At 62.8% G+C, this 26935-nt stretch carries 25 protein-coding genes; 16 read left to right on the top strand and 9 right to left on the bottom strand.

The window, feature by feature from the left end:
* Positions 1–18: 18 nt before the first annotated feature.
* A complete protein-coding gene (glnA, locus tag WHT83_RS16825) occupies positions 19–1428 on the bottom strand; it encodes a type I glutamate--ammonia ligase (protein ID WP_108608052.1) in 1410 nt (469 codons plus the stop codon).
* A gap of 50 nt (positions 1429–1478) precedes the next feature.
* On the bottom strand, positions 1479–1817 hold the full coding sequence (locus tag WHT83_RS16820; protein ID WP_055976860.1) for a P-II family nitrogen regulator: 339 nt from the start codon (positions 1815–1817) through the stop codon (positions 1479–1481).
* Between the two features lie 327 nt (positions 1818–2144).
* Here WHT83_RS16820 and WHT83_RS16815 point away from each other — a divergent pair, with 327 nt between their 5' ends.
* Positions 2145–3644, top strand: a complete 1500-nt coding sequence (locus WHT83_RS16815; RefSeq protein ID WP_406871814.1) for an NAD(P)H-hydrate dehydratase — start codon at positions 2145–2147, stop codon at positions 3642–3644.
* Positions 3645–4639: 995 nt separating this feature from the next.
* On the opposite strand, the gene WHT83_RS16810 is transcribed toward WHT83_RS16815, so the two are convergent.
* The 3 genes from WHT83_RS16810 to WHT83_RS16800 form a co-directional block, all read right to left on the bottom strand.
* A complete protein-coding gene (locus tag WHT83_RS16810; RefSeq protein WP_406873998.1) occupies positions 4640–5449 on the bottom strand; it encodes a DUF72 domain-containing protein in 810 nt (269 codons plus the stop codon).
* A gap of 187 nt (positions 5450–5636) precedes the next feature.
* Positions 5637–8558 (bottom strand): excinuclease ABC subunit UvrA, encoded by a 2922-nt coding sequence (uvrA, locus tag WHT83_RS16805; RefSeq protein WP_108608056.1) that lies wholly within the window; start codon positions 8556–8558, stop codon positions 5637–5639.
* Positions 8559–9238: 680 nt separating this feature from the next.
* Entirely contained in the window at positions 9239–10162 is a 924-nt protein-coding gene (locus WHT83_RS16800; protein WP_406871813.1) for a DUF6161 domain-containing protein, read from the bottom strand.
* A gap of 225 nt (positions 10163–10387) precedes the next feature.
* Between WHT83_RS16800 and WHT83_RS16795 the strand changes: the two genes are divergently transcribed.
* Positions 10388–11122: an aspartate/glutamate racemase family protein gene (locus tag WHT83_RS16795; RefSeq protein ID WP_406871812.1), complete on the top strand. Its 735-nt coding sequence runs from the start codon at positions 10388–10390 to the stop codon at positions 11120–11122.
* Positions 11123–11131: 9 nt separating this feature from the next.
* Positions 11132–11557, top strand: coding sequence for a DUF1801 domain-containing protein (locus WHT83_RS16790; protein WP_406871811.1), 426 nt, complete (start codon positions 11132–11134; stop codon positions 11555–11557).
* Positions 11558–11629: 72 nt separating this feature from the next.
* On the opposite strand, the gene WHT83_RS16785 is transcribed toward WHT83_RS16790, so the two are convergent.
* Positions 11630–12493 carry a LytTR family transcriptional regulator DNA-binding domain-containing protein gene (locus WHT83_RS16785; RefSeq protein ID WP_406871810.1) on the bottom strand — a complete coding sequence of 288 codons (864 nt, stop codon included), beginning with the start codon at positions 12491–12493 and terminating at the stop codon, positions 11630–11632.
* A gap of 413 nt (positions 12494–12906) precedes the next feature.
* On the opposite strand from WHT83_RS16785, the gene WHT83_RS16780 reads away from it, so the two are divergent.
* The 4 genes from WHT83_RS16780 (at position 12907) to WHT83_RS16765 (ending at position 16112) form a co-directional block, all read left to right on the top strand.
* Positions 12907–13647, top strand: a complete 741-nt coding sequence (locus WHT83_RS16780; protein WP_406871809.1) for a phosphatase PAP2 family protein — start codon at positions 12907–12909, stop codon at positions 13645–13647.
* Between the two features lie 259 nt (positions 13648–13906).
* Complete coding sequence (gene ssb, locus WHT83_RS16775) at positions 13907–14497, top strand: single-stranded DNA-binding protein (RefSeq protein ID WP_108608060.1); 591 nt, start codon at positions 13907–13909, stop codon at positions 14495–14497.
* 62 nt (positions 14498–14559) lie between these two features.
* On the top strand, positions 14560–15072 hold the full coding sequence (locus tag WHT83_RS16770; RefSeq protein ID WP_406871808.1) for a ClbS/DfsB family four-helix bundle protein: 513 nt from the start codon (positions 14560–14562) through the stop codon (positions 15070–15072).
* A gap of 140 nt (positions 15073–15212) precedes the next feature.
* On the top strand, positions 15213–16112 hold the full coding sequence (locus WHT83_RS16765) for an HNH endonuclease (RefSeq protein ID WP_406871807.1): 900 nt from the start codon (positions 15213–15215) through the stop codon (positions 16110–16112).
* A gap of 30 nt (positions 16113–16142) precedes the next feature.
* Here WHT83_RS16765 and WHT83_RS16760 read toward each other — a convergent pair whose 3' ends face one another.
* Entirely contained in the window at positions 16143–16772 is a 630-nt protein-coding gene (locus tag WHT83_RS16760; RefSeq protein WP_055976792.1) for a MarC family protein, read from the bottom strand.
* Positions 16773–17024: 252 nt separating this feature from the next.
* On the opposite strand from WHT83_RS16760, the gene gyrA reads away from it, so the two are divergent.
* Positions 17025–19802: a DNA gyrase subunit A gene (gene gyrA / locus WHT83_RS16755; protein WP_406871806.1), complete on the top strand. Its 2778-nt coding sequence runs from the start codon at positions 17025–17027 to the stop codon at positions 19800–19802.
* 111 nt (positions 19803–19913) lie between these two features.
* Here the strand turns inward: gyrA and WHT83_RS16750 are convergent, their stop codons facing one another.
* The gene (locus WHT83_RS16750; protein WP_183260992.1) at positions 19914–20066 is read right to left on the bottom strand and encodes a hypothetical protein; all 153 of its coding nucleotides are present in this window, start codon (positions 20064–20066) and stop codon (positions 19914–19916) included.
* A gap of 199 nt (positions 20067–20265) precedes the next feature.
* Between WHT83_RS16750 and coaD the strand changes: the two genes are divergently transcribed.
* Genes coaD through tgt form a run of 6 tightly spaced genes read left to right on the top strand, consistent with a single transcriptional unit; the run spans position 20266 to position 24582 of the window.
* Positions 20266–20766 carry a pantetheine-phosphate adenylyltransferase gene (coaD, locus tag WHT83_RS16745; RefSeq protein WP_108608063.1) on the top strand — a complete coding sequence of 167 codons (501 nt, stop codon included), beginning with the start codon at positions 20266–20268 and terminating at the stop codon, positions 20764–20766.
* Between the two features lie 17 nt (positions 20767–20783).
* Entirely contained in the window at positions 20784–21371 is a 588-nt protein-coding gene (locus tag WHT83_RS16740; protein WP_183260994.1) for a peptidylprolyl isomerase, read from the top strand.
* 27 nt (positions 21372–21398) lie between these two features.
* Complete coding sequence (locus tag WHT83_RS16735; RefSeq protein WP_108608065.1) at positions 21399–21914, top strand: peptidylprolyl isomerase; 516 nt, start codon at positions 21399–21401, stop codon at positions 21912–21914.
* Between the two features lie 6 nt (positions 21915–21920).
* Complete coding sequence (locus tag WHT83_RS16730; RefSeq protein WP_406871805.1) at positions 21921–22370, top strand: DMT family transporter; 450 nt, start codon at positions 21921–21923, stop codon at positions 22368–22370.
* Positions 22370–23446 (top strand): tRNA preQ1(34) S-adenosylmethionine ribosyltransferase-isomerase QueA, encoded by a 1077-nt coding sequence (gene queA, locus WHT83_RS16725; protein WP_406871804.1) that lies wholly within the window; start codon positions 22370–22372, stop codon positions 23444–23446. The genes WHT83_RS16730 and queA overlap by 1 nt, the downstream gene beginning before the upstream one ends.
* Entirely contained in the window at positions 23443–24582 is a 1140-nt protein-coding gene (gene tgt, locus WHT83_RS16720) for a tRNA guanosine(34) transglycosylase Tgt (RefSeq protein ID WP_406871803.1), read from the top strand. Before queA ends, tgt begins: the two co-directional genes overlap by 4 nt.
* 19 nt (positions 24583–24601) lie before the next feature.
* On the opposite strand, the gene WHT83_RS16715 is transcribed toward tgt, so the two are convergent.
* Positions 24602–24892 (bottom strand): putative quinol monooxygenase, encoded by a 291-nt coding sequence (locus WHT83_RS16715; RefSeq protein ID WP_183260998.1) that lies wholly within the window; start codon positions 24890–24892, stop codon positions 24602–24604.
* 150 nt (positions 24893–25042) lie between these two features.
* Here WHT83_RS16715 and WHT83_RS16710 point away from each other — a divergent pair, with 150 nt between their 5' ends.
* Both WHT83_RS16710 and WHT83_RS16705 read left to right on the top strand, forming a co-directional pair.
* Positions 25043–26035 (top strand): threo-3-hydroxy-L-aspartate ammonia-lyase, encoded by a 993-nt coding sequence (locus WHT83_RS16710; protein WP_406871802.1) that lies wholly within the window; start codon positions 25043–25045, stop codon positions 26033–26035.
* A 116-nt stretch (positions 26036–26151) separates the two neighbouring features.
* Positions 26152–26910: a class I SAM-dependent methyltransferase gene (locus WHT83_RS16705; RefSeq protein WP_406871801.1), complete on the top strand. Its 759-nt coding sequence runs from the start codon at positions 26152–26154 to the stop codon at positions 26908–26910.
* Positions 26911–26935: the final 25 nt, after the last annotated feature.

Raw genomic sequence — 26935 nt, 5'->3', positions numbered from 1 at the left:
TTCTTTGTTTTTCGGGTCTTAGACCGAGTAGTACATGTCGTACTCGACCGGGTGCGGGGTCATTTCGAAGCGCATGACCTCGGCCATCTTCAGCTCGATGAAGCTGTCGATCTGGTCGTCGTCGAAGACGCCGCCGGCCTTGAGGAAGCCGCGGTCCTTGTCGAGGCTCTGGAGCGCTTCGCGCAGGCTGCCGCAGACGGTCGGGATCTTCTTGAGTTCCTTCGCCGGCAGGTCATAGAGATCCTTGTCCATCGGCTGGCCGGGGTGGATCTTGTTCTTGATGCCGTCGAGGCCGGCCATCAGCAGCGCCGCGAAGCAGAGGTAGGGGTTCGCGCCCGGATCGGGGAAGCGGACCTCGACGCGCTTGGACTTCGGCGAGTTGCCGAACGGGATGCGGCAGGAAGCCGAGCGGTTGCGCGCGGAGTAGGCGAGCAGGACCGGGGCCTCATAGCCCGGGACCAGGCGCTTGTAGGAGTTGGTCAGCGGATTGGTGAAGGCATTGATCGCCTTGGCGTGCTTGATGACGCCGCCGATGAAATAGAGGCAGTTTTCCGACAGGCCTGCATATTCGTTGCCCGCGAAGGTCGGCTTGCCACCCTTCCAGATCGACAGGTGGACGTGCATGCCCGAGCCGTTGTCGCCGAAGATCGGCTTCGGCATGAAGGTGGCCGTCTTGCCGTAGGCGTTGGCGACCTGGTGCACGACATACTTGTAGATCAGCATCTTGTCGGCGTTGCGGACCAGCGTGTCGAACTTGATGCCGAGCTCGTGCTGGGCGGCAGCCACCTCGTGGTGGTGCTTTTCAACTCGCACGCCCATCTCGGACAGCACGGTCAGCATCTCGGAGCGCATGTCCTGGCAGCTGTCGATCGGCGGGACCGGGAAATAGCCGCCCTTGACGCGCGGACGGTGGCCGAGGTTGCCGGTCTCATAGTCGGTGTCATCGTTGGACGGCAGTTCGGTCGAATCGAGCTTGAATCCGGTGTTGTAGGGATCGGCCTTGTACTTGACGTCGTCGAAGACGAAGAATTCGGCTTCCGGGCCGACATAGACGGTGTCGCCGATGCCTTCGGCCTTGAGGTAAGCCTCGGCCTTCTTGGCAATGCCGCGCGGGTCGCGGTTGTAGGCCTCGCCCGAAACCGGGTCGAGAATGTCGCAGAGGATGACCATGGTCGACTGGGCGAAGAACGGGTCCATGTGGACCGTGTCCATGTCGGGCATCAGCACCATGTCGGATTCGTTGATGGCCTTCCAGCCGGCGATGGAGGAGCCGTCGAACATGACGCCGTCGGCGAACATGTCTTCCTCGACCTCGGCGATGTCCATGGTGACGTGGTGGAGCTTGCCCTTGGGGTCGGTGAAGCGCAGGTCAACGAACTTAACGTCGTTGTCCTTGATCTGCTTCATGATGTCTTTGGCTGTCGTCATGTGATGGTTCCCTGTCTGATGACGTTAGGACGAGAAGAAATTTCGAAGGGTCAGATGGCGTCGACGCCGGTCTCGCCGGTGCGGATGCGGACGACTTCCTCGATATTGGAGACAAAGATCTTGCCGTCGCCGATGCGTCCGGTCTGGGCCGCCTTGCGGATCGCCTCGATGGCGGCCTCGACGGATTCGTCGCCGAGCACGACCTCGATCTTCACCTTGGGCAGGAAGTCGACGACATATTCCGCGCCGCGGTAGAGCTCGGTGTGGCCCTTCTGGCGGCCGAAACCCTTGGCCTCGGTGACCGTGATGCCTTGCAGGCCGGCCTCCTGGAGCGCCTCCTTCACTTCGTCGAGCTTGAACGGCTTGATGATCGCTTCGATCTTTTTCATGCGAATACTGGCCTCCACTGCCGTAAGTCAGGGTGATGCACCCACTCGCGCCTATCTCAAGCACGAAGCGTGCCAAGTCTAGTGGCTGCGACAAGTTTGACCACTTTGCCTGGATGGCAGCCGCAGAACGCTGGTTCCGGTGCCGGTTTGGACCTGCCGCACGAAGATCGCCCAAAATTTCAGCGTCCTCCACCGCAAATCTATGCACAAAAAATCGGCATGGTGCTCATAATTTGCACCTGATGTGGCCAGGTGCATCTTTGTTTCGGTCAAGGGTGGCGGCGTGCTAACTCTCAAGGACGGTGCTGGAACTTTGCGGATACCGCCATGGCGTTTGAACTGCTGACACCCGACGAAATGACCGAGGCCGACAGGCTGACAATCGGCGCGGGGCCGGTCGACGGCATCGGGTTGATGCGGCGGGCAGGCGGCGCTGTCGCCGATCTGGTCCTGTTGCGGTTTGCGTCGGCACATCCCGTCCATGTGCTGTGCGGACCGGGCAACAATGGCGGCGACGGTTATGTCGTGGCGCGCCTGCTGGTGGAAAGCGGCGTCGCTGTCAGGCTTTTTGCGACAGGAGCCCCGCGCGCCGGCAGCGATGCCGCGCTCGCGGCGGCGGAGTGCCCGGTGGCGGTGGAGCCGTTGTCGGCATTCGCACCGGAACCGGGATCCCTGGTGGTCGATGCGCTTTATGGCGCCGGGCTTTCCAAGCCGCTTGGCGACGATGTGCTGGCGGCGGTCGAGCGGACTTGCGAGGCCGGTGTTCCCGTCGTGGCAGTCGACCTGCCGTCGGGCGTGTCGGGCGCAACGGGCGAGGTGTTGGGCGGCGCCTTCAAGGCGGCGATGACAGTGACTTTCGCCCGCAAGAAGCCAGGGCACCTGCTGTTTCCCGGCCGGGCGCATTGCGGCGAAGTCGTCGTCGCCGACATCGGCATTTCCGATGCGACTGTCGTTGCCACAGGCACGCGATGCCTCGAAAACGATCCGGCATGGTGGCGCCCGCTCTTTCCCTCGCTGGCCAACGACGCCCACAAATACAGCCGCGGCCATGTCGGCGTCTTTTCGGGCGGGGTGGCGGCCACCGGCGCGGCACGCCTGTCGGCGATGGCGGCGGCGCGGGCAGGGGCGGGCGCTGTGACGGTCCTGTCGCCGGGGGCTGCGCTGGCGGCCAATGCGGCGCATCTCACCTCGATCATCCTCAGGCGTTCGGATAGCCTCGAAGACGCGATCGCCTTCCTCGACGCCCGCAAGCCGGCTGTCCTGGTCTACGGTCCGGGCCTGAGCCCGGAGCCCGAGGTGGGGCGCTTCGCGCTGGGGCTGATGTCGCACGCTTCCGGCCGCTTTGGTGCGCTGGTGCTTGATGCCGATGGCATCACATCGCTTTCGCACCAGCGGGCCGCCTTCTTCGAGGCCGCCAACCGACCGATGGCGCCGGCTCTGGTGCTGACGCCGCATCATGGCGAGTTCGGCCGGCTGTTTCCCGACATCGCCGGCGACCCGTCATTGTCCAAGCTCGAGCGCGCGCGGGCTGCTGCCGCCAAGGCAAATGCCGTCATCGTCTACAAGGGTCCCGACACGGTGATCGCCTCGCCCGACGGACGGGCGGCGATCAACAGCAACGGCACGCCGCTTCTGGCGACGGCCGGTTCGGGTGACGTGCTGTCCGGCATCGTCGCAGCACTGGTGGCGCAAGCCATGCCGGCGTTCGAGGCGGCCTGCGCTGCCGTCTGGATGCATGCCGAGGCGGCGCGGCGGTTCGGGCCGGGGCTGATTGCCGAGGACCTGCCGCTGGCGCTGCGCGAGGTGGTGGCTGGGTTGAGTGTGTGAGCGGCGCCTTGCCTTCTCCCTTGCGGGAAAAGTGCCCCGCCCCTCGATAGGCTCGGGAGGGCGGATGAGGGGTGCAGGACGGATCGGGACGTTTCAGATTGCTTAGCAACCAGAGCCTTCTTCTGTAACCTCTCGTTTCTTCCAACACCACACTCATCCGTCGCCTTCGGCGACACCTTCTCCCGCAAGGGGAGAAGGCAGGTCGCGCGCGTCGTCCCGGCTCTCGCTGCGCTCGGCCGGTATGACGACGTCGGCGCACGGGTGGCAAGCTTGTTCACCGCCACGCTCGCTTTCGCGCCTGGCCATTGTCAAAGAGCGCTCCCGTTGCCGGGAGGTAGTTCGGGAAGCGGGGCGCGAGGCCGAGCCTTCCGATTGTAATTATGTGGCGCGACATTCGCGCCCCGCCCGGTGTTCTTGCCCCGCTCAGTCGCCTCGGCTTTCACCGCCAGCCGCCGCAAGGCCCGGACTTGGGGGCTCATCACCCAGCAAGAGATCCGACCTCCTGCCAGCCCGGCACCGGCGCTTCCCCCCGTTGCCCGGTGCGCACCGGAGTCCCGTGGAAGATCGCGAGGATGAGGATACGGGAGGTTTGGGAGGGCGTGGAAAAACAGGCGCGGCTATCCACGCGGGATGGTGACAGAGTTCCTGACAAGTGAGCTCGGTTGTGGCCCTACTAAGCAAATCTACCGCGTAGCGATCCTTCGCGCCCCCCTCTGGCCTGCCGGCCATCTCCCCCGCCCGGGGGGAGATCACGCCGTCATCCGCGCCGTAGCTGAATCGCCAACATCGCAAGGCTTATCCTTGCGATGTTGCAGGACGAGCGCCGCCGGCGACGCGACCAATCTCCCTCCTTGTGGGGAGATGGCCGGCAGGCCAGAGGGGGTGGAAGGATCGCGACTGAGGAGACCTTTGCGTGGCGATTGCCGTTCAGAAGAACGCGAAGCGTGCAAAACCTTTTCACGCCCTGAGGGCGCAAGGGATCCGTTCGCCCGCCATCAGCCGCCACCCAGCCGCTTCATCAGCGCCATGGCGCCGAAGGGAGCGCGGACCTTGCCTTCGGTGATGAAGTAGACGAACACGTCGCGTGGCTTGGCTGGTGCGTCGGTGGAGGGGTCGGCGCGCGGCAGATCGGCCGGCATGCCACCATCGGCCCAGATCTTGGCGCGCGCGGCCCATTCATCCAGGGCCTTGGGCGTGTAGCAGTCATGGTTGTCGTCACTGCCGGTCTGCAGCCTCGCATAGACGAAATCGCCGGTGACGTCGGCAATCGCCGGATATTTGGCATGGTCGGCATAGACGATGGCGACATCATGCTTCCTGGCCAGGGCGGCGAACTCGGGGACGACAAAGGAATCGTGCCGCACCTCGACCGCGTGGCGCAGTTTCACGCCATCCTGCTTTTCCGGCAAAAGCTTGAGGAAGGCCTCGAAGTCGTCGGCATCGAACTTCTTGGTCGGCGCGAACTGCCACAGGATCGGCCCGAGCTTGTCGTCAAGCGCAGCCACACCCGAGCCGAGGAAGCGCATCATCGACTCGCCGGCCTCGCCGAGCACGCGGCGGTTGGTGACGAAGCGGTTGCCCTTGAGCGCATAGACGAAACCGTCGGGTGCTTCGTTCGCCCATTTGAGGAATGTCGGCTCCTTGAAGCTGGAATAATAGGTGCCGTTGACCTCGATGGTCGGCACCTGGGCGGTGGCGAACTGAAGCTGTTTCGCCTTGGACAGCTTGTCGGGGTAGAAGGTGCCTTCCCAGGGCTCGAACGTCCAGCCGCCCATGCCGGCACGGATTTTTCCACTCATCGACAGACCCCTTCAAATGCGATGCGTCAGTGCGGGTCATTTCTAGCCGAACGGGCAGGAGCGGCAAAGACGCGAACGAAACCCGCGGGAAGCATGCTGACATTGGGCGTTGCAGATCGTGAAGCCGGCTGAGCATGCGACCAGGCATCGTATCCGCAGGCATATGCCGCAAGATGCGGAGAAATGAGGCAGCCTATTCGGCTGCCTCTCGCTTGCCGCCCGGCCGGCGCTCGAGCAGCTCCTTGAGGAACTGGCCGGTGTAGCTGCGCGGCACCGCGACGATGTCCTCGGGGCGGCCGGAAGCGACCAGTTCGCCGCCGCCGTCGCCGCCTTCGGGGCCGAGGTCGAGCACCCAGTCGGCGGTCTTGATGACCTCGAGATTGTGCTCGATGACGACGACGGTGTTGCCCTGGTCGACCAGTTCGTGCAGCACCTCGAGCAGCTTGGCGACGTCGTGGAAATGCAGGCCGGTGGTCGGCTCGTCGAGGATGTAGAGCGTCTTGCCGGTGGCCTTGCGCGACAGTTCCTTGGCGAGCTTGATGCGCTGGGCCTCGCCGCCGGACAGCGTGTTGGCCTGCTGGCCGATATGGATGTAGCCGAGGCCGACCTGGTTGAGCGTCATCAGCTTGTCGCGCACCACGGGAACGGCGGCGAAGAACTCGACGCCTTCCTCGACCGTCATGTCGAGCACGTCGGCGATCGACTTGCCCTTGAACAGCACGTCGAGAGTTTCGCGGTTGTAGCGCTTGCCGTGGCAGACGTCGCAGGTGACGTAGACGTCGGGCAGGAAGTGCATCTCGATCTTGATGACGCCGTCGCCCTGGCAGGCCTCGCAGCGGCCGCCCTTGACGTTGAAGGAGAAGCGCCCGGGCTGGTAGCCGCGTGCCTTGGCCTCGGGCAGGCCGGCGAACCAGTCGCGGATCGGGGTGAACGCACCGGTGTAGGTGGCCGGGTTCGACCGCGGCGTGCGGCCGATGGGCGACTGGTCGATGTCGATGACCTTGTCGAGGAATTCGAGGCCCTCGATGCGGTCGTGCTCGGCCGGGTGCTCGCGCGAGCCCATGATGCGGCGCGAGGCCGCCTTGAACAAAGTCTCGATCAGGAAGGTCGACTTGCCGCCGCCCGACACGCCGGTGACGGCGGTGAAGGTGCCCAATGGGATTTCGGCGGTGACGTCCTTCAGATTGTTGCCGCGCGCGCCCACGACCTTGATGCGGCGGTTCTTCTTCAGCTCGCGACGCTGGGCCGGCGTGGCGATCTCGAGCTCGCCCGACAGGTATTTGCCGGTGATCGAGTTGGGGTTGGCCATGACCTGCTGCGGCGTGCCCTCGGCGATGATGTTGCCGCCATGGATGCCGGCGGCCGGGCCGATGTCGACGACATAGTCGGCGGTCAGGATGGCGTCCTCGTCATGCTCGACGACGATGACGGTGTTGCCGATGTCCCTGAGGTGGCGCAGCGTGTCGAGCAGGCGGGCATTGTCGCGCTGGTGCAGACCGATCGACGGCTCGTCGAGCACGTAGAGCACGCCGGTCAGGCCCGAGCCGATCTGGGACGCCAGCCGGATACGCTGGCTTTCGCCGCCCGACAGCGTGCCGGAATTGCGCGACAGGGTCAGATATTCGAGGCCAACGTCGTTGAGGAAGCGCAGGCGCTCGCGGATTTCCTTGAGGATGCGGACGGCGATCTCGTTCTGCTTGTCATTGAGCGCGCCGGGCAGGGCCTCGAACCAGGCATTGGCCTTGCGGATCGACTGCTCGGTGACCTCGCCTATGTGCTTGCCGGCGATCTTGACGGCGAGCGATTCCGGCTTGAGGCGATAGCCGGCGCAGGTCGGGCAGGGCGTCGCCGACATGAAGCGCTCGATCTCTTCGCGCATCCAGGCGGATTCCGTCTCTTTCCAGCGGCGCTGGAGATTGGGGATGACGCCTTCGAAGGTCTTGGTCGTCTTGTAGGAGCGCAGGCCGTCGTCATAGTTGAAGGTGATTTCCTTCGTGCCGGTACCGTGCAGGATGGCTTCCTGCGCCTCGGGCGAAAGGTCGCGCCAGCGGTCGCCGATCTTGAAGCCGTAGACCTTGCCGAGCGCTTCCAGAGTCTGGGTGTAATAGGGCGAGGTCGACTTGGCCCAGGGCGCAACTGCACCCTCGCGCAGCGAGACATGGTCTTCCGGCACGATCAGCAGGGGATCGATGGCGCGCTGGTTGCCGAGGCCGTCGCAGGCCGGGCAGGCACCGAACGGGTTGTTGAAGGAGAACAGCCGGGGCTCGATCTCGGGAATGGTGAAACCCGACACCGGACAGGCGAATTTCTCGGAGAAAAGAATGCGCTCGTGGGTTTCGTTGGCAGACTTGTTGACCGAGTCCGCGCCTGTCTGGCTGGCGTCGAGCGGCTTGTCGGCGAATTCGGCGACGGCCAGGCCTTCGGCCAGCTTGAGCGCGGTTTCCATCGAGTCGGCCAGCCGCGTGGCAAGATCCGGGCGGACGACGATGCGGTCGACGACGACGTCGATGTCGTGCTTGTACTTCTTGTCGAGCACCGGTGCTTCGCCGATCTCGTAGAAGGCGCCATCGATCTTGACGCGCTGGAAGCCCTTCTTCTGAAGCTCGGCGAGTTCCTTCTTGTACTCGCCCTTGCGGCCCCGGACGATGGGCGCAAGGATGAACAGGCGCGTGCCTTCGTCGACCGCAAGCACGCGGTCGACCATCTGCGAAACCGTCTGGCTCTCGATCGGCAGGCCGGTCGCCGGCGAATAGGGCACGCCGACGCGCGCGAACAGCAGGCGCATGTAGTCGTAGATTTCGGTGACGGTGCCGACCGTCGAGCGCGGATTGCGCGAGGTCGTCTTCTGCTCGATCGAGATCGCCGGCGACAGGCCGTCGATCTGGTCGACGTCGGGCTTCTGCATCATCTCGAGGAACTGGCGGGCATAGGCCGACAGGCTCTCGACATAACGGCGCTGGCCTTCGGCATAGATGGTGTCGAAGGCGAGCGACGACTTGCCCGAGCCAGACAGACCGGTCATCACGATCAGCCGGTCGCGCGGCAGGTCGAGATCGACGTTCTTGAGATTGTGCTCGCGCGCACCGCGAATGGAAATGTACTTGTGATCGGCCATTGCCGCGCCGCCGCCTCAAATCTGGAATTGCTCGGAGTGGCGGGTTTGCCCGACCATTCCCTCATGTAGGTATTTTCGCCGCCCGGTCGAGAGGCAGCGCAATACACCCCGCACTGCGTTTAAGCGCCTTTGGCGGGAAGGGGCAAGAGAAAAGAACAAAGGCCGAACGGGCTCCTGACAACGTTATGGCAGGAGCCCGGCAGGGCGAGAGCCGGGCTTCGATCACATTTTTCGCCTCTAACAACGTTGTGGTTGACGTAGCGGAATCAGGGATGCAAACTCCTGACGTCGCCTGAAGCCGAGCCTCTCTTGAGGGCTCCTCACCATGCTACGGTCGGTCTGCGAGACGCCGCAGACACGCGAGTTGAGCAGCAGGCGTACAATTGGCGCAACTGACGTAGGAGCTAGGCATGACTCCACCGGACAGTCCCTTAAGGTTCCGCTAGCGAGACGGAACCGCAGCAGGCAGAGGTGCCGGCATTTCTGTTAGGAAAGCCCTGCAAACCGTGACCTACTGATCCCCTACAATTTGAGACCATGGTCGGATCTGTGGCCGAGAGCCACTATGAATCCGAGAGAGCAAAGCCGGTAAACCACTCCCGGCAGTCAAGGGTATAACCCGACAAAAGGCCCCGTGCGCTCCTGGGAGCGGCGGGGCCATATTTTTGGCGTTCAAAACGTCAGCTTCTGGTCGTTGGCACATTCAACTTGATGATGTCTGTCAGATTGGGCGGCTCGATAGCCTCGGGCCCATGACCTGGTGTACGCCTGAACAGGGCCTCCAGGATGAGAGGTCGATCTGCCTTGACGGCGGCGTCTTGCTCGACCAGATGAAGATAGGTTTCGAGCATGGTGTTGCGTTGCATGGCGTCATCCATCAACAGCAGCGAGCGCATGTTGAAGCGAACCACGATGCGGATAAGCCAGATGTAGAGCGCCACCGGAAGCGTCACGAGCACAAGCCGGCTGATAGCTGAGATCAACGTGGCCGTTTCGGAAGCGCCCGGTGACAGATCGGCCAAGACCGTGTCTCCGACCGACCGGAAGAAGGTAAACACCGCGTCTGCCTTCCAGACGACAACGGCTGGGACAATGACCAGCAGCAAAGCAAGCGCAATCCAGGATATCGCGTATGCCTTACGCGCCCTTCGCGCACTATCGCCCCACAGTTGACGGGCATTTTGGAGCTTCTGGTTTTCGTCGAAGGACGCCTTCAAACCCTCTAGCGCGGCGACCGGATCTTCGATCGTGGTTACCAGATCTGCCGCCTTGCCGTGCCAGTATTCCAGGTTCGTCTGGATAGAACGAAAACCCGAGAGCAGGCTACTTTTCCTTCTTTCCGCAGCGGTCATATCTATCCGAAACTTCGAATAGGCGTCGGTCAGTTTGGCGCGGGTGTAGGCATCGAGCACTGCCTCAAAGTATCTAAAAGTGTCGTTTGGCTTCCTTTTGTCGAGTGTAGCTTCTCTGAAATAGGCGAATGCCATTTCGCTGAGATCGGTTGGGTGAGGTGGCAACCCCGCTGACATAAAGCCCTCAGCGCGCTCCGACGGCGGGTCCATTCCCAGGTCGGACTGTTCGAGCCGCGTCTTATTGTCTACCATCGCTGCCTCCTCGCTTCGAATTGCTGACGAAGCTGGCGGATAGTCTAAGCGCAGATGAGAGCGCATGAACGTCCGCTGTGGCTCTTCCACTACAAAATTCCGGAAGTAGTCGAAGCATGGCAGGTGTTGGTGGTGCAATTCTCACGGTGATTGACGCTTGTTGGTGCGTTGCTAGTTTCCTCAGTGCTGAACTAGAGTGCATCGCTCGCGCCATCGGGGAGGGCTATGACCGTTCGCCAGACGCAACTCATCGGCTTGCTCGGGGGCATGAGCTGGGAATCCAGCGCGCTCTATTATCGGCTCATCAACGAGGCGGCGCATCGCCGGCTGGGCGGGCATCACAATGCGCGCTCGCTGATGTTCACGCTCGATTTCGATGAACTGAACGATCTTGCCGCCAAGGGCGAGTGGGAGCATGTCGCCGAAGTGATCACCAAGGCTGCGCGGCATCTCGAGGCCGGCGGTGCGGCTTTCGCCATGATGACCGCGGTGACGGCGCACTACGTCGCCGACAAGGTTGCCGAGGCGATCAAGGTCCCACTGCTGCACATCGCCGATCCGACCGGCAAGTCGCTGCAGGCTGCCGGACACCAGCGGGTCGGGCTGCTGGGCACGCGCTACACGATGGAGCTGGGCTTCCTGGCCGAGCGGCTGCAACGGCAATTCGGCATCGAAGTGCTGGTTCCGCCGGAAGAGGAGCGAACAGCCTTGCATCGCATCATCATCGATGAGCTGACGCTCGGCATCGTGAAGCCGGAGTCCAGGGCGGTGTTGTTGCAACTGGCCAATGGGCTGGAGGCGCGCGGAGCCGACGCAATCGTGGTCGCCTGCACGGAACTGCCGTTGCTGGTGGCCATGGAGGATTATCCGATGCCCGGCTATGACGTGGTCAGGCTCCACGCCGACGCGGCAGTGGAGCTGGCGCTTGCCGGCGCGCCATCGCAAGACGAACGGAGCTGAAGCAGCAACATGGCGCCACCGCCCGTGCCGAGGACAATCATGGAGGCGCTGTCGCGCCATCCGGAGGCGGTGCGGGCGCGGCTGCTCGATATCCGCAGCCTGATCTTCGAGGTCGCGGCGGAAAGCGAAGGCGTCGGGCCGCTGACCGAAACGCTCAAATGGGGCGAGCCGGCCTATCTGACCGAGGCCAGCGGCAGCGGCTCGACCGTGAGGCTGGGCGCGCCAAGGTCTTTTCCCGACAAATGCGCGGTGTTCTTCAACTGCAATACCACACTTCTGGAGACCTTCTGTTCGCATCTCGGCGGCGAGCTGGAATTCGAAGGCAACAGGGCCGTCATCGTGCCGGCCGAGGCGGCCGTTCCGGAAGCGGCTCTCGCATTCTGCCTGCGCGCGGCGCTGACATATCACCAGCGGAAAGCCGGCCAGCGACCATGACGTGGGCAGGCGGTTGAGCGAGGCGGCGCTGCCGTGGGAAGTACCCGCCCGTACCGAAGCCGCTCGCAATCGTCAGATGCCGAGTCTTTGGCGCAATTCCTGCTGATAGGCGCGGGAAACCGACCATGGCTTGGACAGTGTCCGCAATCGAACATCCCATCTGACGCCGCTGGGTGGTCGGTCGAGTTCGACGACGTGTTGCAGATTGACGATGGCGGTGCGGTGGATGCGCATGAATCCTGCCTTCGGCACCAGGCCGGCCCAGATCTTGAGCGGACGCTGGTCGAGCACCACCGATCCATCGACAAGCCAGACCTCGGTGTAGTTCTGGGCGGAGCGCAGCCCCAGAATTTCGTCCAGGCCAATGCCGCGCGCACCGCTTTTCCGCAACAGAAAGATCAGAGGCGTGGGCGTGGCGGCAGCGTCGGCGAGGGGCTGTCCGGGTACTGCACAGCCATAGCGGGCCGTAGCGATCAGCGCTGCACACCTGGAGAGTTCGTTGGCCTCCTCGAGGCGCCAGCGACGCTTGTGCCTGGTCATGTCGAATCCGAGGCAGGCGCGCAGGCTGCCGTCATGCAAGACCGGAACGCACAAGACGCTCTTGTCGTTTTGCCGGAGCATTTCGATCTGAAGCGAACGGGCGACGCGCGGCAGGTTGTCCACATCATGGATCATCAGAGCCTCACCCTTGACCAGGGATTGATGCAACCAGGCGATCAGGGTGACCGGCGTATCCTGCAATTCCTTGAGGAAGGATTGGATGCCGCAGCGGCACCATTCATACGCATTGCGAAAACGCAGGTGGTGCAGGTCGTATTCCAGCATGAACACGCGGTCGACATCGGCTGCCTTGCCGATGTCCGCAAACAGCATCGAAATGGCCTCGTCGACCGGGTTGGCCAGAAGCCGTTTCGACGCCTGATAGGCCCAATCCAATGCAGGTTCCGATGAGCAGCAATCGATTGCTTCGAACGGTCTCCGTCCCGGCATGTCCAACCGCGTCCTAGGGCAAGACGCGCAGCAGGAGCCTCGGTCGGTCTAGCGTTGCTTTGGGCAACAGGGCGCAATGTCCGCATTCAAGCATCGGTAATGTGTCCATGGAAAATTCAAATATATAAAATAGCTTTCAATAACACTTCGCCAAAGTTGTTGAAACATAAAACTCGACCGTTCATCCGACCGGCGTGGTGATTGGTCATCTCGTTGTTGTCGCCCTCCCAATTCGCTGTCACCGACGATTTTGTCGGGGTCGATTCCGACTTGGGGGGAATTTCGATGAATAGAATTCGCTTTTCGCCAGCTGCGAAATGACTGCTTTTCAGTCAACACCTGCATTTAGCAGTCGGAGGTTGGGTCGTTTTGGAGTCTGGAGCGACCCGGCATTCGCCGTCGGCCTGGTGGTCCTGTGGGTCGCCCTGGCATTTTTCTTCAACCGTTTGCCACAAATCGACAAGGCCGTGTCATCGCTGTTCTTTGCCGCGACCAATTGCGCGACGGGGGATGCCACCCGTATCTGCGGACAATTTCCCGCGGCGGACATGAATGGCTACAAGTCGCTGCGGAGCGTTTTCATGGCTTTGCCAATCGTCGCTGCCCTGGTGGTTGCGGCCATTCTCTCGCGTGATCTTGTTGCCGGCCGCAGATGGCATCACGAGCGGGTTCGCGCATCCGCGGTGGCGCTTGCTGCGCTCGCGGTGGGGCCGGGCCTGCTGGTGAACGCCTTCCTGAAGGAATACATCGGGCGGGCACGGCCGCAGAGCACATCGTTGTTTGGCGGCGAGCAACCTTTTGTGGCGGCAGCGGAATGGTCGGATGCCTGCCAGCACAACTGTTCTTTCGTTTCGGGGGAGGCGGCGGCCATTGCCTGGCTCGCCTGTCTCTTGCCCCTGTGCTCAAGGCAGGTGAGGCGCGTGCTGATCCTGCCGATGGGGCTCATCATCGTCACGGCCGGCATGCTGCGCGTCGCATTTGGGCGCCATTTCCTTTCCGACGTTGTTCTTGGCTCCCTTTCCACACTGGTTGTCTTCTGCCTTCTGGCCTGGGCCTCAGAATATCTGGCACGCGGCAGCCGGGTGTTGGCTCCGAGATAGCTCCAGCAACTCGCAAGCTTGCCGGCTGGCCAGGCGTGTGCGTCGGGCAGGCGATCGCGACATCGAAGGCGGCGAGTCCGCTTTCCCAAAGGCCTTGCCAACACCCGCCAAAAGCCTTAGAACAAAATAAGAACAAAAATGACTTGTGGACTGCACAAGGATTTCAGCCTGCAGGGGGCGCGGGCAGATGGTGCAATGGGCTAGTGTGAGCCCTCATATTTTCTTGGAATTCGGTTTCGGACGAGCGCGGAGCGGTGTCATGGCAGGTAGCGTCAACAAGGTCATTCTGGTCGGCAATCTGGGGGCGGACCCTGAAATCCGCCGACTCAATTCGGGCGAGCCGGTCGTCAACCTGCGCATCGCGACCTCGGAAAGCTGGCGCGACAAGAACTCGGGCGAGCGCAAGGAAAAGACCGAGTGGCACCAGGTCGTCATCTTCAATGACAACCTCGCCAAGGTCGCCGAGCAGTACCTGAAGAAGGGCATGAAGGTTTACATCGAAGGCCAGCTCCAGACCCGCAAGTGGGAGAAGGACGGCATCGAGCGCTACACCACCGAAATCGTGCTGCAGAAATTCCGCGGCGAGCTGCAGATGCTCGACGCGCGCGGCCAGGGCGGTGACGCAGGTTATGGCGGCGGCCAGGTCGGCTATGGCGGCGGGCAGGGTGGCGGCTATGGCGGCGGCGGCGGTGGACGCGGATCCGATTTCGGCCAGTCGAGCCCGACCGACAGCTATGGCGGCGGACGTGGCGGTTCAGGCGGCGGCGGTGGTGGCCGTAGCGGCGGCCAGGGTGGCGGCGGAATGGGCGGTGGCGGCTCGCGCGACCTCGACGACGAAATCCCGTTCTGATCCAGGTAGGCGCGGGTGGGTGATGGATTTCAAAGTCCTAAGCCCGCACGCTGCCTCGGACCATGGCAATCCCGCAGAACAAGGCTGAACTGCTCGAGGCCATCAATGCCAGCTATGACAGGCTGGCGCGTGATTTGGCGACCATACCGGAACATCTGGCCGATGAAGCCAGCCTCGATGGGCATGCCAAGGGAACTCTGATGAGTGTCCGCGACTTGGTCTCCTACCTCGTAGGCTGGAACGAACTGGTGCTTAAATGGCATGCGGGCCGTACTGCCGGGGCGGCTGTCGACTTTCCGGAAACCGGCTTCAAGTGGAGCGAACTCGGCCGCCTGGCGCAGAAGTTCTATGGCGACTATCGATCGCTTGCCTTTCCCGAACTGCTGCAGCGTCTTGGCGAAGCCAAGGCACGGATTGTCGCGCTGGTGGAAAGTCTGGACGATGGCGAGCTCTATTGTGCGCCATGGTACGAGAAATACACGCTGGGCCGGATGATCCAGTTCAACACGTCTTCGCCCTACGCCAATGCGCGAGGCCGCCTGCGCAGGTGGAAGAAGGCGAAGGGGCTGGATTGATTGACCTGACGTGAACGGACGACTCTGCGGCAATCCGACTTTCGTTACCAGCAGTTGTAGCATCAATCGCGCGCGCAAAGAACTTTCGCACGGGATCTTGCAGCCTCGCGAATCTTTCAGGTTCGCGTTAGTAAACGCAAATGGGATTCGGGGTCTTTATTCACAGGTCGGATTCGATCTACGACGACAGTCCAGCTGAGCGGTATCAGTTTCCGCCGCAATACCTGCGCAGGGTCCAAGCGTGCATCGGCGATTGGATCATCTACTATGAACCTCGCAAGGTTCCGGGCACGCGAGGATACTTCGCGGTCGCCAAGGTGCAGCAGGTTATTCCAGACCCCGGTGCGCAGGGCATGTTTCTCGCTCTGATCGAGCCGGGAAGTTACCTCGATTTCGCGACGCCCGTTCCGTTCAGCGGCACCGCGGGATTGGTCGAAAGGGGTGTTCTCAACAATGACGGGCGCATCTCCGGCCGCGCCCAGGCGGCAGTGCGACCGCTTTCGCCCAGCGATTTCAGCCGGATCGTCGCGCTCGGGTTGGATCAAGCGGAGCCTCTACTTCCGAGGGTCGATCCGGCATTTCCTGGTACAGGCTTGTCCGAAGAGCAGACGCCGTTCGTTTTCGAGGAGAGCCGAGAGCGGGTCCAGCACCTGACGTCAAGGATCGTGCGCGACCGCGTCTTCCGAAAGATCGTCCTGCGCGCCTATGACGAGCGCTGCGCGGTGACTGGACTGAAGCTCATCAACGGCGGCGGACGTGCGGAGGTGGAAGCCGCTCACATCCGGCCTGTAGAGGCAAGCGGACCTGACGTTGTGAGCAATGGCATCGCCCTTTCAGGTACGGCTCACTGGATGTTCGACAGGGGCCTAATCGGCTTGTCGGATGATCTCGATATCCTGATTTCTCGGCATGCAAATGATCCCGATGGCATAAGGGGAATTGTCAATCGCACTGGGCGTGCGATCGTTCCACAGCGCTGCTCCGAGCAGCCGCACCGACATTTCTTGCATTGGCATCGCAATCACTGCTTCAAGCAGTAGGCTGGTCTCGTCACCGCGCGGGAGCGCAATTCACATCGCGATCAATGCCTTGATGCCGTCAGCGACGAACTGGACGGCGAGTGCGGCGAGGATTACGCCGAGCAGGCGGGTGAGGATCGAGCGGCCGGTCTGGCCGAGAAACTGGTCGATGCGTTCGGCGAGGATGAACACCAGATAGGTCAGCGCCAGGCAGGCCAGGATGATCAGCACCAGCGCGAGCTGGCCGGCCCAACCCTGGAACGAACCCGACAACAGAACCGTGGCCGAGATGGCGCCGGGGCCGGCGATCAGTGGGATGGCGAGCGGGAAGGCGGCGATGTTGTGGATGTGGTCGCGGGTGATGGCGACATCGGAGATCTTCTCCTTGCGGTCCTGCCGTTTCTCGAAAACCATCTCGAAGGCGATGAAGAACAGCAGGAAGCCGCCGGCGACGCGGAAGGCCGGCAGCGTGATGCCGAAGACCGTCAGGATGGCAGCGCCCGCGATGGCAAAGACGGCCAGCACGATGAAGGCGATGATGCTGGCACGCATCGAAACCTGGAGGCGCTGCTCGCGGTTCATGCCGCGGGTGACTGCCAGGAACAGGGGTGCCAGGCCGGGCGGGTCGATGGTCACGAGAATGGTGACGAAGGCATTGAAAACACTGTCGAAAAACGGCATCCGATGTCTCCCCCGGCGGACTCAGGCTAACCCGAGGCGGCCGGCAATGCCAGAGCCCTTGCGCATGATTGCAGCGCTGTGCGCGGGCAAAGCCCAACAGAGCTGCCGGACAGACTGTCGCGGATCAGGTCGCAGTGCCTATCCTTTTGATTTCTAGTGTAAAATCAGCGTTGGAAAAGCGCGGCCAAAATTGGTCAATTGCAGGCCGTTCCTATATAAGGAGCAAATGATTCCCAACATGCGTGATCAGAGTTGACCGACCAGAAATCACCGCGCGGACCTGACGGTCCCTCCGGCATCGAGCCGATTTCCATCATCGAGGAGATGCAGCGCTCCTATCTCGACTACGCGATGAGCGTGATCGTGAGCCGCGCGCTGCCCGACGTGCGCGACGGCATGAAGCCGGTGCATCGCCGCATTCTCTACGCCTCGCATGAGAGCGGCTATCACTGGAACCGCAAATATGTGAAGTCGGCGCGCCCCGTCGCCGACGTGATGGGTAAATATCACCCGCACGGCGACGCCTCGATCTATGACGCCCTGGTGCGCATGGCGCAGGACTGGTCGATGAGCGTTCCGCTTATCGACGGTCAGGGCAATTTCGGCTCGATCGACGGCGACCCGCCCGCAGCGATGCGCTACACCGAAGCGCGCCTGACCAAGGTCGCACACGAACTGCTCGAGGACATCGACAAGGATACCGTCGATTTCCAGGACACCTACGACGCGTCGGGCCGCGAGCCGCGCGTGCTGCCGGCGCGCTTTCCGGCACTTCTGGTCAATGGCGCCGGCGGCATCGCCGTCGGCATGGCGACCAACATTCCGCCGCACAACCTGGTCGAAATCTGCAACGGCACCATTGCCGTCATGGAAAACCCTGGCATCGACCTGCCTGACCTGATGGAGATCATCCCGGGTCCCGATTTCCCGACCGGCGGCCTGATCCTCGGCCGCTCGGGCATCTACAATGCCTATTCGACCGGGCGCGGCTCGGTCATCATGCGCGGCAAAGTCAATATCGAGCAGCGGGCGGGCGATCGCGAGTCGATCATCATCACCGAAGTTCCCTTCCAGGTGAACAAGGCGACGATGATCGAGAAGATGGCCGAACTGGTGCGCGACAAACGCATCGAGGGCATCTCCGATATCCGCGACGAGTCCGACCGCCAGGGCTATCGCGTCGTCATCGAGCTCAAGCGCGACGCCAATGCCGAGGTGATCCTCAACCAGCTCTATCGCTTCACCCCGCTGCAGACGTCGTTCGGCGCCAACATGGTGGCGCTCAACGGCGGCAAGCCGGAAGTGCTGACGCTGCTCGACATGCTGAAGGCGTTCGTCGCCTTCCGCGAAGATGTGATCAGCCGGCGCACCAAGTTCCTGCTCAGGAAGGTGCGCGACCGTGCGCACGTCTTGGTCGGCCTGGCGATCGCCGTTGCCAATATCGACGAAGTCATCAAGCTCATCCGCACCGCGCCCGACCCGCAGACCGCGCGCGAGCAGTTGATGACGCGCCGCTGGCCGGCAGCCGACGTCGAGTCGCTGATCCAGCTGATCGACGATCCGCGCCACCGCATCAACGACGACGGCACCTACAACCTGTCGGAAGAACAGGCGCGCGCCATCCTCGAACTGCGCCTGCAGCGCCTGACGGCACTTGGCCGCGACGAAATCGCCGACGAACTCAACAAGATCGGCGCCGAGATCACCGATTACCTCGACATCCTGTCGTCGCGGGCGCGTATCCAGCAGATCGTCAAGGACGAGCTGCTGGCGGTGCGCGACGAATTTGGGGTGCCGCGCCGGACCGAGATCACCGACGCCGGCGCCGACATGGAAGACGAGGACCTGATCCCGCGCGAGGACATGGTCGTTACCGTCAGCCATTCCGGCTACATCAAGCGCGTGCCGCTTTCGCTCTACCGGGCGCAGCGCCGTGGCGGCAAGGGCCGCTCGGGCATGTCGACCAAGAACGAGGATTTCGTCACCCGCCTGTTCGTGGCCAACACGCACACGCCGGTGCTGTTCTTCTCGTCGCGTGGCATCGTCTACAAGGAAAAGGTCTGGCGCCTGCCTATCGGCAATCCACAGTCGCGCGGCAAGGCACTTATCAACATGCTGCCGCTCGAACAGGGCGAACGCATCACCACCATCATGCCGCTGCCCGAGGACGAGACGAGCTGGGGCGAACTCGACGTGATGTTCGCGACGACACGCGGCACTGTGCGCCGCAACAAGCTCAGCGATTTCGTCCAGGTCAACCGCAACGGCAAGATCGCCATGAAGCTGGAGGAAGAAGGCGACGAGATCCTCGGCGTCGAGACCTGCACCGACAATGACGACGTGCTTCTGACCGCCGATTCCGGCCAGTGCATCCGCTTCCGCGTCGACGACGTGCGCGTGTTCCAGAGCCGCAATTCGGTAGGCGTGCGCGGCATCAGCATGGCCGATGGCGACCGCGTCATCTCGATGGCGATCATCGAACATGTCGAGGCGAGCCCGGCCGAGCGTGCCGCGTATCTCAAGCGTTCTGTCGCCGAACGGAGGCTGGCAGCTGGTATTGCAGCGGGCGAAGACGAGGACATCGCGCTGACCAACGAGGAGATCGGCGAGGAAGCCGACATCTCCGAAGACCGCTACCAGTTCCTAGGCCAGCACGAGCAGTTCGTGCTGACAGTGACCGACTACGGCTACGGCAAGCGCTCGTCGTCCTACGACTTCCGCCTGACCAATCGCGGCGGCAAGGGCATACGCGCCACCGACGTGTCGAAGACGGCCGAGATCGGCAAGCTGGTGGCGACGTTCCCGGTCGGCAACGACGACCAGATCATGCTGGTCTCCGATGGCGGGCAGGTGATCCGCGTGCCGGTCGATGGCATCCGCTTCGCCAGCCGCGCCACCAAGGGCGTGACCATCTTCAATACAGCCGAAGGCGAGAAGGTGGTTTCGGTGGAGCGCATTTCCGAGCCGTCGGGCGACGAAGATGGTGACGAGGCGCCAAACGGCGATGCTGCTGTGAGCGAGGAAGGCTGACCTACCTTCAGATGCGCTGAAGGGCGTGTCAAATCAAAGGGGTAGAGGGAAAAATTAAAGAGAAGAAAGCGGCGCCGAAGCGCCGCTTTTGCCTGGAGGGGCAGAAACTGTTCAGCGCGGGACGCGCGGATTACGCCAGCCGGGAAGCTGGACGCGGGCCGTCTGCACCTTGGTGCGGACGCGATGCGCCTCGTGATGGAGGCTGAAGGCAGTGGCAACAAGCATGGCCAGAGTCATGGCCGCGGCGAGCATGTAGATCATCATGGCGCTGTTCTCCTGCTTGAAACAACGGACGAACCGGCATTTGGTTTCATCTGATATACACAGGGTTTATTCACATCCGCTTGAACCGGTCCTGAGATTGCCGTTCATCGTGCATTCATCTCGTAAACCATTGGCCGAAGGTACCGGGTGCCGCCAAAGTGCGCTTCCACCTTTGGCGCCGATGTTCTAGAAGCAGCGCATGACTGATCGCATCGCCATCTATGCCGGGTCGTTCGACCCGCTCACTAACGGCCACCTCGACGTGCTCAAGGCGTCGCTGGCCGTCGCCGACGTCGTCTACGCCGCCATCGGCATCCATCCCGGCAAGAAGCCGCTGTTCGCGTTCGAGGAGCGGGTGGCGCTGATCGAGGAAGCGACGAAGGTCGAGTTCGGCAAGGACGGCGCCCGCATCAAGGTGGTGGCCTTCGACGGGCTGGTGATCGACGCAGCGCGCAAGCAAGGCGCCTCGATCATGATCCGCGGCCTGCGCGACGGCACCGATCTCGACTACGAGATGCAGATGGCGGGCATGAACGAGACCATGGCGCCGGAACTGCAGACGGTTTTCCTGCCGGCAAGCCCTTCGGTCCGCACGATTACCGCCACACTTGTCCGCCAGATAGCCTCGATGGGCGGCGACATCCGCCCGTTCGTACCGGCGGCGGTCGCCGGCGCGCTCACGGCAAAATTCGCGAAATAATTTCGGAGTATCGAACCATGCAGCTCAGAAAGCTTGCCTCGTCCTTCGTCGTCCTCACCGGCCTGCTCGCAGGATCGGCTGCTGCACTGGCCGCCGAGCCGGAGAACACGATGATCATCACGCTGAAGGGCGGCGACGTGACGGTGGCGCTGCGTCCCGACCTCGCACCCAAGCATGTCGAGCAGATCAAGGCGCTGGTGCGCGAAGGTGCTTACGACAATGTCGCGTTCCACCGCGTCATCGAGGGCTTCATGGCGCAGACCGGCGACGTCGAGTTCGGCGACACGAAGGATGGCTACAGCGGCGACCGCGCCGGCACCGGCGGCTCGAAGCTGCCCGACCTGCCGGCCGAATTCTCCAAGGAGACCTTCAAGCGCGGCGTCGTCGGCATGGCACGTGCCCAGGATCCGAATTCGGCGAATTCGCAGTTTTTCATCATGTTCGATACCGCATCCTCGCTTGACGGCCAGTACACCATCGTCGGCGATGTCGAGAGCGGCATGGAACTGGTCGACGGCATCAAGAAGGGCGATGCGGCCGCAAATGGCGTCGTCAGCGACCCCGACAGCATGATCAAGGTCCGCATCGCCGCGGACGCCAAGTAATCCAAAACGCAAAGAAGGAATTTCACCATGGCCGAGATCAAGGATCGCGAAAACGCGCTGATCATGGAAACCACCAAGGGCAACGTGATCATTGAACTGCTCCCTGACCTGGCCCCCGGCCATGTCGGGCGGATCAAGGAGCTGGCACGCGAAGGCGCCTATGACGGCGTCGTGTTCCACCGCGTCATCGACGGCTTCATGGCCCAGACCGGCGACGTCAAGTTCGGCAAGTCGGGCGGCAAGGACTTCAATCCCGGCCGCGCCGGCATGGGCGGTTCGGACAAGCCGGACCTGAAGGCCGAATTCTCCAACATGAACCACGGCCGTGGCACCTGCTCGATGGCGCGTTCGCAGAACCCGAATTCGGCCAATTCGCAGTTCTTCATCTGCTTCGACGACGCCGGCTTCCTCAACCGCCAGTACACGGTGTGGGGCCAGGTCATCGAAGGCATGGAAAATGTCGACAAGATCAAGCGCGGCGAGCCGGTGCAGGATCCCGACAAGATCGTGTCGCTGAAGGTCGCCGCCGATATCGCGGAATAACAGGCAATGGCTGGCGTTCTCTGGTCGCTTCTCGGCGTTCTGGCGGGCGCCTTCGTTGCCATTCAGGCACCTGTGAATGCGCAGCTGGCGCGCGGGCTGGGAATGCCCGTCGCGGCGGCTGCGGTCTCATTCCTGGCTGGTGCCATCGTGCTCGGCATCATCGCCTACTTCACCGCACGCGCCCAGGGCGTCAGCGTCGACTGGCGCGCGCCGGCGCCGTGGTTGTTCGCGGCCGGCGGTTGCCTTGGCGCTGTCTATGTAACGAGTTCAGTGCTGCTCACGCCGCGCATTGGCGCGGCTGCCCTGGTCGCGTTCCTGGTCACCGGCCAATTGCTGGCCAGCGTGATTGTCGACCGTGCCGGCTATTTTGGCGTTGCTGTGCGCGAACTCTCGATGGGCCGCATCGTCGGTGCCATGCTGTTGCTCGCCGGGGCAATGATGATCCGTATCTACTGATGCGCGTCGATCTTTTCGATTTCGAGCTGCCCGAAGAGCGGATTGCGCTTCGCCCCGCTGAACCGCGCGATTCCGCTCGCATGCTTCTCGTCAGGCCAGGCGAGGAATTCGCCGACCTCAAGGTGGGCGACCTGCCGTCGCTGCTCGAAACCGGCGATGTGCTGGTTCTCAACGACACGCGCGTCATCCCGGCGCAGCTCAAGGGCCGCCGCGTGCGCGGCGAGGCTGTCGCGCATGTCGATGCGACGCTGCACATGCGTGTCGGCCCCGACCGCTGGCTCGCCTTCATGCGGCCGGGCAAGCGCGTTGCCGTCGGCGACCGCATCCAGTTCGGTCACAGCGCCGAGGCCTGCATGCTGGGCCAACTCGACGCGACTGTGATCGAAAAGGGCGAGGCGGGCGAAGCGTTGCTGGCGTTCGACGTATCTGGCCCGGTGCTGGACGAGGCGCTGCATGCCGTCGGCCATATTCCGCTGCCGCCTTATATCGCCTCCAAGCGTGCCGATGACGAACGCGACCGGCGCGACTACCAGACCGTCTATGCCAAGGAGGAGGGCGCGGTTGCGGCCCCTACCGCCGGACTGCATTTCACGCCGGAGCTGTTTGCCGCACTCGAGGCCAAGGGCATCGAACAGCAATTTGTGACGCTGCATGTCGGCGCCGGCACCTTTTTGCCGGTGAAGGCAGACGACACCGCAGAGCACAAGATGCATTCGGAGATCGGCCATGTCTCGGCCGAGACCGCGGCGGCGCTGAATGCCGCCAAGGCGCGCGGCAGCCGCATCGTTGCAGTGGGTACCACCTCGCTTCGGCTGATGGAAAGTGCGGCGCGCGCGGACGGCACGATCGCTGCCTGGTCCGGGCCGACCGACATCTTCATCACGCCCGGCTACCGCTTCAAGTTCGTCGACGCGCTGATGACCAATTTCCACCTGCCGCGTTCGACCTTGTTCATGCTGGTTTCGGCCTTTTGCGGGCTCGAAAGGATGCAGGGCGTCTATGCGCATGCGATCGCGGACGGCTACCGCTTCTATTCCTATGGCGATGCCAGCCTGCTGTTCAGGAACGACCGATGAGTGAAGAATTCAAGTTCAACGTGCTTGCCACCGACGGCAAGGCGCGCCGCGGCGAGATCACCATGCCGCGCGGCACGATCCGCACGCCGGCCTTCATGCCGGTGGGCACCGGCGGCACGGTCAAGGCGATGTATATGGACCAGGTGCGCGGCGTCGGCGCCGACATCATCCTGGGCAACACCTATCACCTGATGCTGAGGCCAGGTGCCGAGCGTGTGGCGCGGCTCGGCGGCCTGCACGAATTCGCCCGCTGGCCGCACCCGATCCTGACCGATTCCGGCGGTTTCCAGGTGATGTCGCTGTCCAAGCTGCGCAAGCTCAGCGAAAAGGGCGTGACCTTCCGCTCGCATATCGATGGTGCTGCCTACGAGATGTCGCCGGAACGCTCGATCGAGATCCAGGGCCTGCTCGATTCCGACATCCAGATGCAACTCGACGAATGCACCGCACTTCCGGCGACGCCGAAGGAAATCCAGCGCGCCATGGAGTTGTCGCTGCGCTGGGCCGAACGCTGCAAGACGGCTTTTGGCGACCAGCCGGGCAAGGCGATGTTCGGCATCGTGCAGGGCGGCGACATTCCCGATATGCGCGTGCGCTCGGCGCAGGCGCTGAAGGGGCTCGACCTCAAGGGTTACGCAGTGGGCGGACTGGCCGTCGGCGAGCCGCAGGAGGTGATGCTCGACATGCTCGACATCACCTGTCCCGAGCTGCCGCAGGAGAAGCCGCGCTACCTGATGGGCGTCGGCACGCCCGACGACATCATCAAGTCGGTGGCGCGCGGCATCGACATGTTCGACTGCGTGATGCCGACCCGCGCCGGCCGGCACGGCTTGGCCTACACCCGCCGCGGCAAGGTCAACCTGCGCAATGCCCGCCACGCCGACGATCCGCGTCCGCTGGACGAGGAAAGCGATTGCCCGGCAGCACGTGACTACAGCCGTGCCTATCTGCACCACCTGATCAAGTCGGGGGAGTCGCTGGGCGCGATGCTTTTGACCTGGAACAACCTGTCCTACTACCAGCAGCTGATGAGCGATATCCGTGCCTCGATCGAGGCCGGCCGCTTTGCCGACCGCACCGCCGAGATCGGCGAAGGCTGGGCGCGGGGCGATCTGCCGGTACACCCGGGGCAGTGACGCCGCCCGTCTGGCTGATTCAGGCGGCGAACGGATCCATCAGGATGAAGGTCGGATCCTGCCGCTGATGCTGGTTGATCAAGGGCACCAGCCGGACAAAGTGCTCCGACCGGCAATGTGCGTCGAGGGCGGCACGATCGGGCCATTCCTCGACGAAGATGAAATGCCCGGGGTCCTTCTGGTCGATGAAAAGATCGTAGGCGATGCACAGCTCCTCCTGCCGGGTTTTCTCCACCAGCTCGGCATAGAGTGGCATGACGGTGTCGATGAATTCCGCCTTGATGAAGTCCTGGGCGATGACCTTGAGCATGGATGAAGCCTGACCCGATTCTGTTGGTGCCGAGGCCCGGTTTTCACCCTTCGGCCATTGGCTGCAAGACACGTCTGCCCGGCAGCCGACAATCATTCCGCCTTTGATGCGCCGGACTTATGCGTGCGCCCGTGACAGGCTATGTTTTGAATGCCTGCCATGGAGATGCATATGGCCAGTCCTTCGCTGCGAATCCCCACATTCGACGATGTCAAACTAGCCCAGGCGCGCCTTGCGGGGGCTGCGCACAAGACGCCGATCCTGACGTCGCGGACGGCAGATGCGCAAACTGGCGCAACGCTCTATTTCAAGGCGGAAAACCTGCAGAGGGCTGGCGCGTTCAAGTTTCGCGGTGCCTACAACGCGATCGCCGTGCTGGACCAAGCAATGCGGGCCAACGGCGTTGTCGCCTATTCCTCGGGCAACCACGCCCAGGCCCTCGCTTATGCCGCCAACCTGCTGGGTGTTTCGGCAACGATCATCATGCCCAAGGATGCGCCTGTCATAAAAGTGGCCGCGACCCGGGGGTACGGCGCCGAGATCGTCCTTTATGACCGCTACACCGAAGACCGCGAGAAGATCGCCCAGGGCATCGCGGCCGAGCGCGGCGCGGCGCTCATCCCGCCCTATGACCATGCTGACGTCATCGCCGGGCAGGGCACTGCGGCGCTGGAACTTATCGAGGACACTGGAGACCTCGATCTGCTTGTGGTGCCGCTGGGCGGTGGGGGGCTGCTTGCCGGTTGTGCGTTGAGCGCGCGAGCGCTGTCGCCCGCATGCAGGATTGTCGGTGTCGAGCCTGAGGCCGGCAATGACGGCCAACAGTCGCTGCGCAAGGGGGAGGTGGTACACATCCCACCGCCGAAATCCATCGCCGACGGGGCGATCGTCACCCATGTCGGTTACCACAACTTTCCGATCCTGAAAGACAAGGTCGATGACATCGTGACCGTCACGGACGCGCAACTGGTCGATACTGTCAGGTTCTTTGCCGAACGCATGAAGATCATCGTCGAACCGACCGGCTGCCTGGCTGCGGCTGCCGTCCTGCATGGCGCACTTGGTTGTGCGGGCAAGCGGGTCGGCATCGTTCTGAGTGGCGGCAATGTGGATTTGAAGGTGCTGAGCACGCTTCTGGCCTAAGGTGTTCTGGGGTTCAGGCGATGCCGCCTGACCGCAAGCCCTGGAGTATCGGGTATTGGCGCACAAGCTGACTTGTCTTATTGCGAAGGCATGGAAGTAAGCGCATCGGGAATTGCATGAACAATCGCTACGGAACCCTGGCATCCTGGGTTTACAACCTGGACAAGCCTGTCGGCAGGTCGTTTGGGGACATCGAATATTATCGCCAGCGCCTGGACACCTGCACCGGCCCGGTGCTCGAGCCGGCTGTCGGCAACGGCCGATTTTACGTGCCGCTGCTGCAATCAGGCATTTCGGTGGAAGGTTTCGACCCGTCCGAGGAGATGCTGAGCTATTGCCTGAGCGCATGCCGGGAGCGGTCGCTTGATCCGAAGCTGACGCAGCAGAGCTTTGAAAGCTTTGCCTACGATCGGAAATTCGCAGCCATCGTCGTGCCGCTCGGCTCGTTCCAGCTGATCACCGAATTGGCGTCGGCCAAGGCTATGCTGAGCCGGTTTTTCGACCATCTGGCGCCGAATGGCAGGCTTATGGTCGACCTGGACCCGATCGGCAGCTTCCTGGGCGCCAGCGGTTCCGTTCGCAGCTGGAACACCGAAGACGGCGACCTGCTGACGTTGACCGACACCAGGGTCGAGACCGACTTTGTTGCGCAGAAAACCGTCTCGCAGCTTCGCTACGAGCATTGGCGCCATACCAAGCTGGTCGATACCGAACTCGAACTGTTCAGCCTGCGCTGGTGGGGCGTCAACGAGTTTGCCCTTTCACTGGCAGAAGCCGGCTTTGTCGACATCGTCGCCTCCGGGAACTACCAACATGGCCGCGTACCGCAGAAGGAAGATGAGACCATCAGCTTCGAGGCACGCCGGCCGGCCTGAATTTGGGTCTCAATGCGAGTAAGCC

It is taken from the genome of Aminobacter sp. P9b, from assembly GCF_045345995.1.
Taxonomy (GTDB): Bacteria; Pseudomonadota; Alphaproteobacteria; order Rhizobiales; family Rhizobiaceae; genus Aminobacter; species Aminobacter niigataensis.
This window is presented reverse-complemented; position numbering and strand designations above follow the sequence as displayed.

What these genes read in the sequence shown, in the direction of transcription:
- uvrA (WP_108608056.1), bottom strand. Translation starts at nt 8,558, where the DNA reads ATGGCCGATCACAAGTACATTTCCATTCGCGGTGCGCGCGAGCACAAT.
- WHT83_RS16730 (WP_406871805.1), top strand. Translation starts at nt 21,921, where the DNA reads ATGGCTGGCGTTCTCTGGTCGCTTCTCGGCGTTCTGGCGGGCGCCTTC.
- glnA (WP_108608052.1), bottom strand. Translation starts at nt 1,428, where the DNA reads ATGACGACAGCCAAAGACATCATGAAGCAGATCAAGGACAACGACGTT.
- queA (WP_406871804.1), top strand. Translation starts at nt 22,370, where the DNA reads ATGCGCGTCGATCTTTTCGATTTCGAGCTGCCCGAAGAGCGGATTGCG.
- WHT83_RS16715 (WP_183260998.1), bottom strand. Translation starts at nt 24,892, where the DNA reads ATGCTCAAGGTCATCGCCCAGGACTTCATCAAGGCGGAATTCATCGAC.
- WHT83_RS16705 (WP_406871801.1), top strand. Translation starts at nt 26,152, where the DNA reads ATGAACAATCGCTACGGAACCCTGGCATCCTGGGTTTACAACCTGGAC.
- WHT83_RS16735 (WP_108608065.1), top strand. Translation starts at nt 21,399, where the DNA reads ATGGCCGAGATCAAGGATCGCGAAAACGCGCTGATCATGGAAACCACC.
- WHT83_RS16750 (WP_183260992.1), bottom strand. Translation starts at nt 20,066, where the DNA reads ATGATGATCTACATGCTCGCCGCGGCCATGACTCTGGCCATGCTTGTT.
- WHT83_RS16800 (WP_406871813.1), bottom strand. Translation starts at nt 10,162, where the DNA reads ATGGTAGACAATAAGACGCGGCTCGAACAGTCCGACCTGGGAATGGAC.
- WHT83_RS16710 (WP_406871802.1), top strand. Translation starts at nt 25,043, where the DNA reads ATGCCTGCCATGGAGATGCATATGGCCAGTCCTTCGCTGCGAATCCCC.
- WHT83_RS16770 (WP_406871808.1), top strand. Translation starts at nt 14,560, where the DNA reads ATGGCAATCCCGCAGAACAAGGCTGAACTGCTCGAGGCCATCAATGCC.
- WHT83_RS16765 (WP_406871807.1), top strand. Translation starts at nt 15,213, where the DNA reads ATGGGATTCGGGGTCTTTATTCACAGGTCGGATTCGATCTACGACGAC.
- WHT83_RS16760 (WP_055976792.1), bottom strand. Translation starts at nt 16,772, where the DNA reads ATGCCGTTTTTCGACAGTGTTTTCAATGCCTTCGTCACCATTCTCGTG.
- WHT83_RS16820 (WP_055976860.1), bottom strand. Translation starts at nt 1,817, where the DNA reads ATGAAAAAGATCGAAGCGATCATCAAGCCGTTCAAGCTCGACGAAGTG.
- ssb (WP_108608060.1), top strand. Translation starts at nt 13,907, where the DNA reads ATGGCAGGTAGCGTCAACAAGGTCATTCTGGTCGGCAATCTGGGGGCG.
- coaD (WP_108608063.1), top strand. Translation starts at nt 20,266, where the DNA reads ATGACTGATCGCATCGCCATCTATGCCGGGTCGTTCGACCCGCTCACT.
- WHT83_RS16795 (WP_406871812.1), top strand. Translation starts at nt 10,388, where the DNA reads ATGACCGTTCGCCAGACGCAACTCATCGGCTTGCTCGGGGGCATGAGC.
- WHT83_RS16815 (WP_406871814.1), top strand. Translation starts at nt 2,145, where the DNA reads ATGGCGTTTGAACTGCTGACACCCGACGAAATGACCGAGGCCGACAGG.
- WHT83_RS16790 (WP_406871811.1), top strand. Translation starts at nt 11,132, where the DNA reads ATGGCGCCACCGCCCGTGCCGAGGACAATCATGGAGGCGCTGTCGCGC.
- WHT83_RS16740 (WP_183260994.1), top strand. Translation starts at nt 20,784, where the DNA reads ATGCAGCTCAGAAAGCTTGCCTCGTCCTTCGTCGTCCTCACCGGCCTG.
- tgt (WP_406871803.1), top strand. Translation starts at nt 23,443, where the DNA reads ATGAGTGAAGAATTCAAGTTCAACGTGCTTGCCACCGACGGCAAGGCG.